Source organism: Micromonospora sp. NPDC049559, from assembly GCF_040676675.1.
Lineage (GTDB): Bacteria > Actinomycetota > Actinomycetes > Mycobacteriales > Micromonosporaceae > JBFAPK01.
In genome coordinates this window covers 122189-136320 of sequence record NZ_JBFAPK010000013.1, presented here as the reverse complement: position 1 = coordinate 136320, position 14132 = coordinate 122189, and the positions used below count along the sequence as shown (strand labels likewise).

9 protein-coding genes and 2 pseudogenes are annotated in these 14132 nt (G+C 76.5%); 4 read left to right on the top strand and 7 right to left on the bottom strand.

Annotated features, from left to right (window positions below):
• Nucleotides 1–2405 precede the first annotated feature (2405 nt).
• Together AB0J86_RS16925 and AB0J86_RS16920 are read right to left on the bottom strand one after the other, a co-directional pair.
• On the bottom strand, nt 2406–4043 hold the full coding sequence (locus AB0J86_RS16925) for a replication-associated recombination protein A (protein WP_363857942.1): 1638 nt from the start codon (nt 4041–4043) through the stop codon (nt 2406–2408).
• 140 nt (nt 4044–4183) lie between these two features.
• Nucleotides 4184–4396 (bottom strand): hypothetical protein, encoded by a 213-nt coding sequence (locus AB0J86_RS16920; protein WP_363857940.1) that lies wholly within the window; start codon nt 4394–4396, stop codon nt 4184–4186.
• Nucleotides 4397–4498: 102 nt separating this feature from the next.
• Between AB0J86_RS16920 and AB0J86_RS16915 the strand changes: the two genes are divergently transcribed.
• Nucleotides 4499–5248, top strand: coding sequence for a GNAT family N-acetyltransferase (locus AB0J86_RS16915; RefSeq protein ID WP_363857939.1), 750 nt, complete (start codon nt 4499–4501; stop codon nt 5246–5248).
• A 200-nt stretch (nt 5249–5448) separates the two neighbouring features.
• On the opposite strand, the pseudogene AB0J86_RS16910 reads toward AB0J86_RS16915, so the two are convergent.
• From AB0J86_RS16910 to aspS, 4 genes and pseudogenes are all read right to left on the bottom strand, one after another.
• Nucleotides 5449–6696, bottom strand: a pseudogene (locus AB0J86_RS16910) (MFS transporter); the annotation flags it as partial.
• Between the two features lie 203 nt (nt 6697–6899).
• Nucleotides 6900–7475, bottom strand: a pseudogene (locus tag AB0J86_RS16905) (helix-turn-helix domain-containing protein); the annotation flags it as partial.
• Nucleotides 7476–7585: 110 nt separating this feature from the next.
• The gene (locus tag AB0J86_RS16900) at nt 7586–8419 is read right to left on the bottom strand and encodes a sugar nucleotide-binding protein (protein WP_363857937.1); all 834 of its coding nucleotides are present in this window, start codon (nt 8417–8419) and stop codon (nt 7586–7588) included.
• Nucleotides 8420–8498: 79 nt separating this feature from the next.
• Nucleotides 8499–10307, bottom strand: a complete 1809-nt coding sequence (gene aspS / locus AB0J86_RS16895; RefSeq protein WP_363857935.1) for an aspartate--tRNA ligase — start codon at nt 10305–10307, stop codon at nt 8499–8501.
• A gap of 240 nt (nt 10308–10547) precedes the next feature.
• Here aspS and AB0J86_RS16890 point away from each other — a divergent pair, with 240 nt between their 5' ends.
• Together AB0J86_RS16890 and AB0J86_RS16885 are read left to right on the top strand one after the other, a co-directional pair.
• A complete protein-coding gene (locus AB0J86_RS16890) occupies nt 10548–11204 on the top strand; it encodes a DUF6355 family natural product biosynthesis protein (protein ID WP_363857932.1) in 657 nt (218 codons plus the stop codon).
• Between the two features lie 242 nt (nt 11205–11446).
• Nucleotides 11447–12574, top strand: coding sequence for a ricin-type beta-trefoil lectin domain protein (locus AB0J86_RS16885; protein WP_363857931.1), 1128 nt, complete (start codon nt 11447–11449; stop codon nt 12572–12574).
• Between the two features lie 67 nt (nt 12575–12641).
• On the opposite strand, the gene AB0J86_RS16880 is transcribed toward AB0J86_RS16885, so the two are convergent.
• Nucleotides 12642–13067 (bottom strand): hypothetical protein, encoded by a 426-nt coding sequence (locus AB0J86_RS16880; protein WP_363857929.1) that lies wholly within the window; start codon nt 13065–13067, stop codon nt 12642–12644.
• 198 nt (nt 13068–13265) lie between these two features.
• On the opposite strand from AB0J86_RS16880, the gene AB0J86_RS16875 reads away from it, so the two are divergent.
• The gene (locus tag AB0J86_RS16875; RefSeq protein WP_363857927.1) at nt 13266–14093 is read left to right on the top strand and encodes a DUF998 domain-containing protein; all 828 of its coding nucleotides are present in this window, start codon (nt 13266–13268) and stop codon (nt 14091–14093) included.
• The last annotated feature ends 39 nt before the right edge of the window (nt 14094–14132 follow it).

Here is a 14132-nt window from a genome sequence, read left to right as displayed (position 1 = left end):
GTCGGGCCGGAGCGATGCCCGGCCGGAGCGTACCGCGGGGCCGGCCTCCACCGGCACGGACGCCGCGCCGACCGGTGGCACCGCCGCGGCCCCGACCGGCGGCACGCCCGGTACGGCGGCCGCCGCACGGGCCGGCTGCGGCCCGGCGGCCTCTCTGGACGGTACGGCCGCCGAGCCCCCGGGCGCGTCACGGCGCGGCGGGGCGACCGCCGCGGCCGCGGCGGCGGGGCGGGGCGGGGCGGGGTCCGGTCCGCCTGGCCCACCGGGTCCGTGCGGTCCACCGGGTCCGTGCGGTGCGCCCGGCCCACCGGGCCCGGCCAACCCGCCGGGCCCGGCCGGTCCGTGGGGTCCGCCAGGCCCACCAGGCCCACCGGGCTTGCCGAGGCCACCGGGCTTACCCGGTCCGCCGGGCCCGTGCGGTCCGGCGGGCGCGCCCGGTCCGGGGCCGGGCCGGTCCGCGCCGGGCACGCTCGCCCGGCCCGGCCCGCCGGCACGACCGGCGGCCTGGTCCGGGGGTACGGCGCCGGCGCGCGGCCGGCCGGTGCTCCCGAGCGGCGGGCGGCCGGGACCGGCGGGCGGGACGACACCGGCGCGCCCCGGCTCCGGCGCGGCACCCGGGCGACCCGGCTCGGGCTCGGCCGCGCCGTGGCGACCCCCGCCCGGTTCGGTGCCGCCGTGCCGGCCGGTACCCGGTTCGGTACTGCCATGGCGACCCGCGCCCGGCTCGGTGCTGCCGTGGCGACCCGGACCCGGACCCGGCTCGGCGGCCCCGTGGCGACCCGTGCCGGGTGCGGTCGCGCCGTGCCGGCCGGTCGGCTCCGGCCCGGCCGGTGCCCCTGGCCTGCCCGCCGGCCGCCCGGCGCCCGGCGCCTCGGCCCGCCCCGGTGCCGCGTTCGGCACGGCCGTCCGCCCCGGTCCGGCCGGCGGCGTACCCGGTCCGGCGGGCGCGCCGCCCAGCCGGCTCAGGCCCGGCCCGTCGCCGGCGACGGGCCCCGGCTGGGTCCGGCCGGGCGGCGGGGTGATGTCGGATCGGCCAGCGTCGCGGCCCGCCGGCTCACCGGGTGCCGGCGGACGGGCCACGGGGGGCCGCTCGGCGCGGGCGCGACGGGGCGCGCCCGGCTCCGGGGCCGCACGCCGACCCACGCCCGGTCCGCCCGGCTCCGGGGCGGCACGCCGACCCACGCCCGGTCCGCCCGGCTCCGGGGCGGCACGCCGACCCACCGACGGTTCGCCCGGTCCGGCCCGGTGCGGGCCGTCGCCGGGTCCGGCGGGATGCTCCCGCTCCACCGGCGGTACCCGGTCCAGGCCCGGCTCCGGCGCGGCCCGGCGTCCCCGGCGCGGCGGCACGGGTGGCGCGTTGCCGGTGAGCGGTACGGCGGGCTCGCCCTCGGTCCCGGGACGGGGCGGGGCAAAGCCCTCCTCCGGTGCCGGCCCGGTACCGGGGCGGGTACCCGGGACGGCGCCCGCCGCCCGGCGACCCGCCCGCCCTTCGGCGGCCGACTCCGGGGCGGCGCGGCGACCGGTCGACGCGGGCCCGTCCCCGGCGACCGACGGCGGCGGCACCGGCGGCACGGCCGCGCGACGACCCGCCGACGGCGCGGCGCCCGTGTCGCGCGGGTCGGACGGGCGGTTTCCGACGAAGGGCGGGACCCGGTAGCGCCCGCCGGTGGTCTCGGGGTCGTCCGGCGCCGAGCCGAAGGCGGCCGGGTCGCGGGATTCCGGCCCGGCGCCGTGGCGCCCTGCCGCGCGGCGGCCCTCCGGCTCGTCCGGCGCCGCCCGGCGTGGCTCGGCCCCGCTGGGCGCGGCGCGGCGGGGCCCGGCGCCGAACGCCCCGGCCTGGTCGGTGTCGCCCGGACCCGGGTCGGTGTGCCGGGGCCCGGCGGACGTGGCCGACCAGGCGCCGGGTCCACCACCGGGCGCTGGCGCGGCGGCGGGCGGCCCGGCGGGCGCGCCGCCACGGCGGCCCACGGGCCGGGCCACGTCGGCTCCCGGGTCGGTCTGCTCAGGGCGGCGGGCGGCGGCCCGGGCCGGACCGCCACCGGGCTCGCCGGGTCCGAACGGCGCGCCGCGCCCACCCGGCTCCGGCCCGAGGCCGGGCGGGGCGGGAGGAGCGCCCGGGGCCGGGAAGCCGCCCGGATCGTCGCGGTCCGGGGCGGGCGGCGCCTCGCGCCGCGGCTCCGGCGGCCGGCCCGCGTCGCCCTCGGGAACGCTGCCCGGCCCGCCCGGACCGATGTCGGCCCGCTCCTCCTTCGCCGTACGAAGGTCGGCGATCCAGCCGAGTTCCTCGCCGCTGACCGGCTCCTCGGCGGCGGCCTCGGGCTTGCCACGACCCCAGCGTCGGCCCTTGGCCCGTGGATCCCGCCGCTCGTCGGGGCCGTCCTCGGGCCGGTCGGAAGCGCGCGATCTCACAGATGTTCCTTCCCCGCGGAGGTGTTGCCGCTGTCGTCCGTCGCCTCGCCGCCCGGCGCGGTGGCGCCGACGCGGTCCGTGCCGTCGCCCGGTGCCGATCCGGACCCGCCGCTGGCCGCCGATCCGGGCCCGGACTCGCGGCCCGCGCCGGGACGCTCCGCCTCGGCGCCGGTCCTGCCGTTCGCCACCGCTCCCGGCCGGGACTCGCGGCCCGCGCCGGAACGGTCCGCCTCGGCTCGGCCGCCGCCGGCCGGGGCCGGCTCGCCGCGCACGATCCGGCGCAGCACCGGCAGTCGGCCGGCGACGGCGCGCTCGGCGCCGTGCCCGGTCGGGCGGTAGTACTCCACGCCGACCAGGTCGTCCGGCGCGTACTGCTGGGTCACGACGCCGCGCGGGTCGTCGTGCGGGTACCGGTAGCCCGTGCCGTGGCCGAGGCCCCGGGAGCCGGGATAGTGCGCGTCGCGCAGCGGCCGGGGCACCCCGCCGCCGCGTCCGGCCCGTACGTCCGCCATCGCCGCGCCGATCGCCACCGTGGCCGAGTTCGACTTCGGGGCGGTGGCCAGGTGGATGACCGCGTGGGCCAGGTTGAGCTGCGCCTCCGGCAGCCCGACGTACTCCACCGCGTGCGCCGCCGCGGTCGCCACGCTCAGCGCGCTCGGGTCGGCCATGCCGACGTCCTCGCTCGCGAAGATCACCAGCCGGCGGGCGATGAACCGGGCGTCCTCCCCCGCCACCAGCATCCGGGCCAGCCAGTGCAGGGCGGCGTCCGGATCCGAGCCGCGCATGCTCTTGATGAAGGCGCTGATCACGTCGTAGTGCGCGTCGCCGTCGCGGTCGTAGCGCACCGCCGCCACGTCGACGGCCTGCTCCGCGGTGGCCAGGTCGATCCGGTCGCTGCCCAGCGCGGTCGCCGACCCGGCCGCCGCCTCCAGCGCGGTCAGCGCCTTGCGTACGTCGCCGGCGGCGAGGCGTACCAGGTGGTCCTCGGCGTCGGCGGCGAGCGTGACCCGCCCGCCCAGCCCGCGCTCGTCGGCGACGGCCCGGCGCAGCAGCAGGCGCACCGCCTCGTCGCCGAGCGGTTGCAGGGTGAGCAGCACGCACCGGGAGAGCAGCGGCGAGATCACCGAGAAGTACGGGTTCTCGGTCGTCGCCGCCAGCAGCGTCACCGTCCGGTCCTCGACCGCGGCGAGCAGCGAGTCCTGCTGGGTCTTGCTGAACCGGTGCACCTCGTCGATGAAGAGCACGGTCGGCCGGCCACCGGCGCGGCGCTCCCGCCGGGCGGTGTCGATCACCGCGCGGACGTCCTTGACGCCGGCGGAGAGCGCGGACATGGCCACGAACCGCCGGTCGGTGGCCCCGGCCACCAGATGCGCGATCGTGGTCTTGCCACTTCCCGGCGGACCCCAGAGAATGACGGACATCGGTGTCGCACCGGTCACCAACTGGCGCAGCGGAGCCCCCGGCGCCAGCAGGTGTTCCTGCCCGACCAACTCGTCCAGGCTGGTCGGACGCATCCGGACGGGCAGCGGCGAGTCGGTGCCGGGCGCGGCGAAGCCGTCGACGGCGGCCGGCCCGGGCGGTGCCGCGCGCACGCCGCCGGGGTCGGCGAGAGAGAAGAGGCCGTCGGACTCCATCGGGGAAACATTACCGGCCCGGTCTCAGGGGCAGAAAATCCACCGAAACCGGGCCGATTACGTGCGTACCCGTGCCGTTCCGCCGCGATCGGCGTGCACGGCTGGCCGGTTGTGCCACGATCCGCTACCGCTCCGGCGGGTCAGCCTCGGCCCGGGCGCCGGCCGCGGTACCAGCGACCACCGCCGCCGGCTCCGGCGGGCCGGCCGATGCCGGCGAGGTAGAGGGCGGCCAGGAACAGCCCGATGAGCACGAGGGTGTTCCAATTGAACAGGTCGGGTGCGCCGAGGTCGGTGTCGAGCAGGTCGAGTAGCAGGGCGAAACCGAAGACCGCGGCGGCGGCGATGGCGAGCATGATCTCCTCCGGGGGGTTCAGTGGGTCCGGGGCGGATATACCCAGCTGGGTCGCGCGCCAATCTCCACGGTGGACGCCGCGGCACCGCGTTAAGGTGACGAAATGATCATGCAAGCGACACCGGTCGCCGGGCGGGACGGGGTCCTGGCGACCGCCGGCGACCACCCGTACGTCCGGCTGCAGACCGGCGGCGACGAGGAGCTGACCGGCTACCTGGTCGACGACACCACCGTGTGGTTCCGCGACGGCCCGACCGGCCGGCAGGGATTCGCGATGGGCGACCCCGAGCGGGCGGTACGGTTCGTCGCCGGGCTGATCTCCGCCGGCACGATCCCGCCGCCGACCTGGCTGCACCTGCCCCGGGTGGCGCCGGAGGTCCTCGACGCGCACCTGCGGACGGGCAAGCGGGACCAGTGGGACTTCCGCTGGACGGCGACCCCGCCGCCCGAGCAGCCGGGCGAGGAGCGGGTGGTACGCCTCACCGACGCCGAACACGCGGCGATCCACGACCTGATCGAGTCGTCGTTCCCGGCGACCACCACCCGACCGGGCGACCCCCGGGTCAACCACTGGCACGGCGTCTGGGCCGGCGACCGGCTCGTCGCGGCGGGCGCGGACCGCAGCCGCGGCGGCACGGGGTTCCTGGCCGGGCTCACCGTCGACCCTACGTGGCGGGGCCGAGGGCTGGGTGCGGCGCTCACCGCGGCGATGACCCGGGCACTGCTGGCCGAGGCGGAGGAGGTCACGCTCGGCGTGATGGTCGACAACCTGGTCGCGATCCGCCTCTACGAGCGGCTCGGCTTCGCCGGGTCGCTGGCGCGTACCTCGGTGGAGCTGGTCGGGGTCGCCTGACCGGCGGCCTCCGCGCCCGGTCCGACCAGCACATCCGATCCGATCGGCGCGGCGGATCCGGCCGGCGCGTCGGACCCCGCCCGCGCATCGGGCCCGGCCGGCGCGTCGGCCGTCGGCCTCGGCGCGGGGACGACGGGACCCGCGCCGCCGGAAGCGGGGGTCGCGGACGGCGGACCGGCCACGGCGGGCGGGACCTGCGCGGCGGGCGCGGGAGCCTTGCGCGCGCCGCGCCAGGCCGGCAGGTAGAGCGGGGCGGCGGCGGCGAGCACCACCCCGCCGACCAGCATGGCGGTACCGACCGAGGTGGCGCCGGCGAGCGCGGTGAGCACCACCCCGCCGAGCGAGCCCGCGGGCTGCGACACCATCGAGTTGAGCGAGATGACGCTGGTCCGGTACGGGCCGTCGACCTGACGGTGCAGCAGCCCCATGTGCAGCGGGTTGGACGCCCCGTGCACGGCGTAGCAGGCCAGGTAGGCGGTGATCACGCCGACCGGGCCGGCGAGCAGGCCCATCCCCACCACCGTGGCGCCCTGCAGGACGCGGAGCAGTGCGGCTGCCGGTGCGACGCCGATCCGTCGCCCGACCAGCGGGATGATCGCGGCACCGGCCGCCGAGGCGAGCCAGGCGGCCGAGCTGGCCGGTCCGAGCAGCGCCGCCGCCCGGTCGGGGTTGCCGATCACGTCGCCGAGCCGGACCGGCAGCAGCGTCTCGAAGGTGACCATGCCGAATCCCCAGAACAGCTCGACCGCGACCAGGGCGAGCACGATCCGGGAGCGTCGCAGCAGCCCGAACGCGTCGCCGATCGCGCGGGGGATCTCGCGTACGGTGCCGCGCAGCGCGCCGAGGCCGCGGGCCGGTCGTACCTCGACCAGCAGCAGCGCCAGCGCCACCAGGCCGGCCACCTGCAACCCGGCGGCGACCAGCACCGGAACGGTCAGCGCGCTGACGCTCCCGACCGGGCCGAGCGCGACCAGCCCACCGCCGAGCAGCGAGCCGACGCCGATGGCCACCCCGACGGCGGTGCCGCCGGCGCCGAGCCCGCGTTCCAGGTCCGCGCCGGGGTCGGCCGCCAGCGTGGCGTCGACGTACCAGGACTCCAGCGGGCCGCTGTCCAGGGCCCGGAAGACCCCCTGCAACGCCCAGACCAGCAGGAAGATCCAGTAGTCCCGGGCGAACGCGAGGAGCAGCAGGGTGCCGAGGTTGATCACGCCGGCGACCAGCAGCAGCGGCCGGCGTCCCAGCGCGTCGGCGAGCCCGCCGGTCGGCAGCTCCAGCGCGAGCACCACGAGCCCCTGGGCGGCGAAGACCGTGCCGGTCTGCGCCAGGCTGAGGCCCCGCTCCAGCATCAGCAGCACCGTGATCGGGATGAGCAGGCCGGTCGGCAGCCAGCGCAGCCCGGAGAGGACGAGGTAGCGGTTCCGGGCCGCGCGTACGGTCAGCGCGCTCACCGGGCCTCCCGGGTGGAGTCGCGGCCGGGGGCCGTAGGGCGCCTCGACCGCTCCGGCGCCGCCCTTCCATCGCGCGGCCCGGTCGCCGCCCCATCGCGCGGCCCGGTCGCCGCCCCATCGCGCGGCCCGGTCGCCGCCCCATCGCGCGGCCCGGTCGCCGCCCCGTCACGCGAAGCGGCGGCGGTGCGGCCGGCTCGGCCCCGGGGGAAGGCGGCGAAGAAGACGAACACCTGCTCGGTCCCCTCGCGGCGGGGCGTGGTCTCGCGGTGGTAGCGCTCGACCACCCGGTGCAGCTCGTCGTTGAGCGCCCGCAGTTCCTCGGGTCGCAGGTGCAGCAGCAGGTCGGAGAAGGCGGCGGCGTCCTGCCACTCCCGGGGGCGGTCGGTCCGTACGGCCCGCCACCCGGCCGCCTCCTCGGCCATCGCGTTGATCTGGTCGGCGGCCAGCCAGTCGAGCGCGGCGCGGTCGTCGGGGTCGGAGTGGTCGGTGTCCCACCAGCCGTGCGCCGCCTGCGCCGCCCGCCAGTACCGCTGGCGGCCGGAGCCCCGGTCCGGTTCCTCCACCACGAGCCCCACCTCGGCGAGTTGCCGCAGGTGGTAGCTGGTCGCGCCGGTGTTGGTGTCGAGGGCTCGGGCCAGCTCGGTGGCGGTCGCCGGGCCGTCGAGGCGTAACGCGCCGAGGAGACGGGCGCGCAGCGGATGGGCGAGGGTACGCAGTTGACGGCTCTCCAGCCAGATCTCCGGCTGCGGGCCGTCAACGGGCCGGGTCGAGGGGCGCATACATGCACAATAACTATGCACAAAGTCTATGCACAATACTTGTGCATCCACCGCACTCGTCGATCTAGGGCAAATCGTGGTGATTGGAGATCAAACCACGGGGATTTGCCCTAGATCGACGGGCGGGTGGCGAGGGCCTCGGCGATCGGGCGCAGCGGGGTACGCAGCAGGCCGGCGGCGCGGGCGGAGTCGAGTCGTACCTCGGCCGGGCGGACATGGCCGGACTCGGCTATGGTCGTCGCGCGCAGCCGGACGGGGTCGAGGCCGTAGCGGCGGGCCACCAGCCGGCCAAGTTCGACCCGGCTGACCGCCTCCGGGCCGGCCACGTTGAGCGTGCCGGCGTAGTCCCCCGCCACCAGTTCCAGCACCGCCGCCGCGACATCGTGGACCGAGACCGGACAGCGCACCTCGTCGCTGAAGAGCGCCAGGCCGGGCGTACCGGCCAGCACGTCGAGGCAGAGCCGCACCTGCTTGGCGCGCCGGTCACCGATGATCAGCGAGGTCCGTACGATCGCCGCGGCGGGATGGACCAGCCGTACCGCCGTCTCGGCCGCCGCCTTCGCGGCCCCGTACGGAAAGATCGGGGTGGGCGCCTCGTCGTCGCCGTACGGTTCCGGCCGGCCGCCGTGCAGCGCGTCGCTGGAGAGGTGCACCAGCCGGGCACCGGCCTCGGCCGCGGCGAGCGCCACGTGGGCGGCCCCGTCGGCGGTGGCGTCCCAACCGTCGTAGCGGTAGGCGCAGTTCACCACCGCCGCCGGGGCGGCGCCCCGGACCAGCTCCCGCACGGCGGCGGCGTCGCGGACGTCCAGCCGTTCCCACCGCACGCCCTCGACGGTGCCGGGCGCCCGGTGGTACGTCCCGACGACCGGCCGGCCGGCGGCGAGGGCACGCCGGCACACCTCACCGCCGAGGTACCCGCTCGCACCGACGACCACCAGGGTCATGCCCACTCCTCTGCCGGCACCGGGCCGACGGTCGGGAAAGGGCCCCTTCCCGCGGGAAGGGGCCCTTTCGGACGGCGGATCAGGACGGCTCGACCGGGGCGGCCACGCCGGCGGTGCCGGTGTGCGCCGGGGCCGGCGGCTTCGGCTTGGCGTCGATGCCCGCCTCGGTCCGCTGCTGGGCGGTGATCGGCGTCGGCGCGCCGGTCAGCGGGTCGAACCCGCCGCGGGTCTTCGGGAACGCGATGACCTCGCGGATCGAGTCGGCGCCGGCCAGCAGCATGCAGACCCGGTCCCAGCCGAACGCGATGCCGCCGTGCGGCGGCGGGCCGTACTTGAACGCCTCCAGCAGGAAGCCGAACTTGTCGTTCGCCTCGTCGGGGGTGATGCCGAGCAGGTCGAAGACGCGGCGCTGCACGTCGGCGCGGTGGATACGGATCGAGCCGCCGCCGATCTCGTTGCCGTTGCAGACGATGTCGTACGCGTACGCCAGGGCCCGGTCCGGCGCCTCCTCGAACCGGTCCACCCACTCGCCGTTCGGCGAGGTGAACGGGTGGTGCACGGCGGTCCAGCCGCCCTCGTCGGTCCGCTCGAACATCGGCGCGTCGACCACCCAGCAGAACGCCCAGGCGCTCTCGTCGACCAGCCCCGCCCGCCTGGCGATCTCGATCCGGGCCGCGCCGAGCAGTTCCTGCGCCTCCCGCTCGTGCGCCGAGGCGGCGAAGAAGACGGCGTCACCGGGCTTGGCGCCGACGGCGTCGCCCAGCCCCGCGAGGTGCGCGGCGGAGAGGTTCTTCGCGACCGGGCCGCGCGCCTCGCCCGTCTCGGCGTCGAGCACCACGTAGGCGAGGCCGCGGGCGCCGCGGGCCTTGGCCCAGTCCTGCCAGCCGTCCAGCTCCTTGCGGCTCTGGGCCGCGCCGCCCGGCATCACCACCGCGCCGACGTAGCCACCGGCGTCGATCGCCCCGGCGAAGACCCGGAACTCGGTGCCGCGCAGGTAGTCGGTCAGGTCGGTCAGCTCCACGCCGTAGCGCAGGTCGGGCTTGTCCGAGCCGTACCGGGCCATCGCGTCGTGCCAGGTGATCCGCGGGATCGGCGTGCTGATCTCGTACCCGGCCAGTTCCCGCCAGAGCGTGCCGACGATCGCCTCGCCCAGCTCGATCACGTCGTCCTGGGTGACGAAGGACATCTCGATGTCGAGCTGGGTGAACTCCGGCTGCCGGTCGGCCCGGAAGTCCTCGTCCCGGTAGCAGCGGGCGATCTGGTAGTAGCGCTCCAGGCCACCGACCATCAGCAGCTGCTTGAACAGCTGCGGCGACTGCGGCAGCGCGTACCAGGTGCCGGGCTGCAGGCGGACCGGGACCAGGAAGTCGCGCGCCCCCTCGGGGGTGGACCGGGTCAGCGTCGGGGTCTCCACCTCGACGAACTCGCGGTCGTGCAGGACGGTGCGGGCGAGCTGGTTGGCGCGCGAGCGCAGCCGCATCGCCCGGGCCGGGCTACTGCGGCGCAGGTCCAGGTAGCGGTACTTGAGGCGCAGGTCGTCGCCGGCCTCCACCTGGTCGTCCACGGGCAGCGGCAGCGGCGCGGCCTCGGAGAGGACCTCCAGCTGGCTCGCGGTCACCTCGATCTCGCCGGTGGCGAGCTCGGGGTTCTCGTTGCCCTCCGGGCGGCGGGTCACCTCGCCGGTGACCAGGACGCAGAACTCGTTGCGCAGCGCGTGGGCCGACTCCATGCCCTCGCGGAACACGACCTGCACCACACCCGAGGCGTCCCGCAGGTCCACGAAGATCACGCCGCCGTGGTCCCGCCTGCGGGCCACCCAGCCGGCGAGGGTCACCGAGCTACCGGCGTGCGTCGCGCGCAGGCTCCCGGCGTCATGGGTACGGATCACGACAGGCGTCTCCTCACGTGTACGGGTTGCCCCAGCATTCTGTCAGGGCCGGCGGGGCGCCCGGGGTGCCGGGTTCGGTGCCGGCGGCCGATCCGGGCCACGCCCATCGGCGGGATCGACCGGCGACGTTGTCCGCGAATTGATTGTTCAGCCGCGGACGCCGATTCCGAACAATTCCCGCGTGCTACCCCTTGGACCCGTGGCACCCGTTTCGCCTGCGGGTGCGGAGGGAGAAGCACCTTGTCCAGGAAGAGACTCTCGCTCGTCGTACTGCCGATCCTGCTGGCGCTCGCCGCGCTCTGGGCGACCCCCGCGAGCGCCGCACCCGCCGACGCGACCCGCACGGGCGCGGCACCCGAGGCGCGGGGCCAGCTCGTCCTCTTCGAGAACCCGTACTTCACCGGCACCACCCAGGTCTTCGACGTCGCCACCTGCGCCCCGCAGCTGGCCCAGCTGCGCGGGCAGGTCGCCTCGTACGACAACCAGCCGGTCGCCGGATGCCAGGCATCGCTGACCAACAGCGCGGGCGCGCAACTGCGCCTCTGCGTCGGGCGCGCCCTCGTTCCGGAGGCGTTCCGGGTGGCTCCCCTGCTGACGATCCAGCCGGGAACCAGCCTGCCGTGCCCCACCGGGCCCGGCGGCGTTCGCGCCGGCGCGGACGACACCGACGTGGCCGGCGGGGGTGCGGCGTCCGACGCGCGGCTGCCCTGCGGCTACTACACCCTCGACGGCTGGGGCTGGTACCGCCACTGCGCCAGCGACACCACGGTCCTGGTCTACGTCGAGACCTGGGACAACCAGTTCGAGTACAGCTTCTGCGTCGGGCCCTGGGAGAACTGGCCGATCGACTACACCACCCGGGTCAGCTTCGCCCATGCCATCGGTCTCTGTCACTGACGGCGGGCCCGCGGCCGGCCGGGGTCACGCGACCCGGGCCGGCCGTACCCGCCGGCGTCGGCCCGGTCGGGTGGCGGCGGACCGCTCGGCGCAGTGAGCGGGGCGCTCGCCCGCTCCACCGGCCCGCTGACCTCACCCGGCGCCGATCGCATCGCCGATCCTCGATTCAGTCGGCCGCTCCGCCGCCGCCACCGGCGCCGCGCGGAACCGTCCCGCGGCCGGCACCGACGGAAGGATCAACCATGCGATGGAAGGCACAGCGGCGGCGGCTGAGGCCGCTCGCCGCCGGCGCGCTCGGGCTCGCCCTCGCGGCCGGGATGGCGCTGGTCCAGGCCGCGCCGGCCCGGGCCGCGGAGTCCAACGGCGGGGTACGCGTCATGCCGCTCGGCGACTCGATCACCGACGGCTTCAACGTGCCCGGCGGGTACCGCATCGAGCTGTGGCGCCGGGCCGTCGCCGGCGGGTACACCGTCGACTTCGTCGGCTCGGGGGTCAACGGGCCGGCGAGCCTGGGCGACCACGATCACGAGGGGCACTCCGGTTGGCGGATCGACCAGATCGACGCCAACATCGTCAGCTGGCTGCGGGCGAGCAACCCGCACACGGTGCTGCTGCACATCGGCACCAACGACATGAACCAGAACTACGACGTGGCGAACGCCCCGGCCCGCCTCTCCGCCCTCATCGACAAGATCCGGTCGAACGCGCCCGCGGTGGAACTCTTCGTCGCCACGATCACGCCGGAGTCGGATCCGACGCTGGAGGCGCGGGTCCGGGCGTACAACGCGGCCATCCCGGGCATCGTGGCCGGCAAGGGCGCGCGGACGCACCTGGTCGACATGCACGCCGCGCTGACCACCGCCGACCTCGCCGACGGGGTGCACCCGAACGCGGGCGGCTACGACAAGATGGGCGCCCGGTGGTTCGGCGCGTTGCAGGCCGTACCGGCCAGCCTCATCCCGCCGGGCGTGGCGCCGATCGGCACCGCGGTCGGGCTGGCCAACTCGCAGTCCGGCCGCTGCCTCGACGTCTCCGGGGCGGCCACCACGGCCGGCACACCGGCGATCATCTGGGACTGCCACGGCGGCGCCAACCAGCGCTGGACCCGTACCGCCGCCGGCGAGCTACGCGTCTACGGCGACCGTTGCCTGGACGTGGCGTCCAGCGGCACCGCCGACGGGACCACCATCCAGATCTGGACCTGCAACGGCACCGGGGCGCAGCGCTTCGCGTTCCGGGCCGACGGGTCGATAGTGGTGCCGGCCTCCGGGAAGTGCGTCGAGGCGGCCGGCGGCGCGACCGGCAACGGCACCCGGGTCCAGCTCTACGGCTGCACCGGCGCCGGGGCGCAGCGCTGGTCCGCCCGGTGACGGAACGCTCCGCCCGATGACCGGCGCGGTCCGGGGCGCGGGCCGCGTCCCGGACCACGCGCCGGAGTCAGACCTTGATCTTGCTGGCGCTCTGGACGTTGCAGCCGATGTAGGTGCGCTTGGTCAGGTTGTATCCCTGGGTCACCGTGAGCTTGCGCTCCATCCCCGGGCCGACCGTGACGTCCAGCGACTGGTTGCCGAAGAGGTCGTCGGAGAACGGGGTGTCCCCGCCCGAGAACCGCACGTAGATGCTGTACTTGAAGGTCAGCTCCGACGAGGAGTTCTGGATCGACAGGTCGTACCTGATCTGCTTGCTGCCCTGGTCGTAGTGGCAGTTGGTGCCGACGACCTCACCGCTCGCGTTCGAGTTGTACGTCGGCGGCAGGGAGTACGACGAGGTGGCGGGCGCGGGCGCCGGACCGGCCCCGCGCTGCGGTACGAGCCGGCCCACCACGCCGCACCCGAGGCTGCCCAGCGCGAGCGCGCCCAACATTCCCGTGATCGCGATTCGGACGCGGCGCTGATTCCGCACAGAGACCCCCGTGATTGACGAGCGGACGACACGGTACCGCGTCGGAGGGAATCTTCGCCCGGACCGATATGCGCCCGGCAAGGTGAGAAGTGGACAGCCGCCGGGGGTCTTCGGGCAGCCCCGGCCCAATGCCGGGCAAATCGGCACTAACCTGGTGGAATGCGGTCTGGGATGCCGCCGGTGCCGTGGTGGACCATCGTCTCGGCGGTGATCGCACCGGTGGTGCTGGCCACCGGGGTCACGGTCGCCGCGTCCCGCCAACCGGCGGACGGGTACGACCCGCTGACCAGTACGCTCAGCGCCCTCGCGGCGCACGGCGCGACCGACCGGTGGGTGATGACCACCGCGGTGGTGCTGCTCGGTCTGGCGCACTCGGTCACCGCGCTCGGGCTGCGTGCCGTCGCGCCGCCCGGCCGGTTCCTGCTCGGGCTCGGCGGCGTGGCGACCGCGCTGGTGGCGGCGTTTCCGCAGGCCGACGGGCATGGGACGAACTCGCACGCGGTGGTGGCCGGGCTCGCCTTCGGTACCTTCACCTGCTGGCCCGCGCTCGCCGGACGGCGGGGGCCGGGCCGGCGCGCGGTCACGGTCCGGCCGGCGCGGGACCCGGTCGGACCGGCGCGGGCCTGGTGGCAGCCGCGCCGCACCGCCGCCGCGGCGGCCCGGTCCCGGCCCGGCGCACCACCCGCCCCAGCAACGCTCCCCCGGCCGGCGACGCTCCCCGAGTTCGGCGCGCTTCCCGGGCCGGCGGCGCTCCCCGGGAGCGGGGCGCTTTCCGGGCCGGAAACCGAGGGGGCGCCCTGGCCGCTGCGTCCCTGGGTGGGGCTGGTGGCCTCGGCGGTCAGCGTCGGGCTGGTGGCCTGGTTCGTGGTGGAACTGGTCACCCACGCCCGACCCGGCCTGCCGGAGACCGCGGCGGTCGGGGCGATGACGCTCTGGCCGCTGGTGGTCGTGCTCGGGCTGCGCCTGGGCCGGACACCGGGCCCGTGAACGCGGGTACCGCCGCCGGCGCCGGACCGGGCGGCGCGG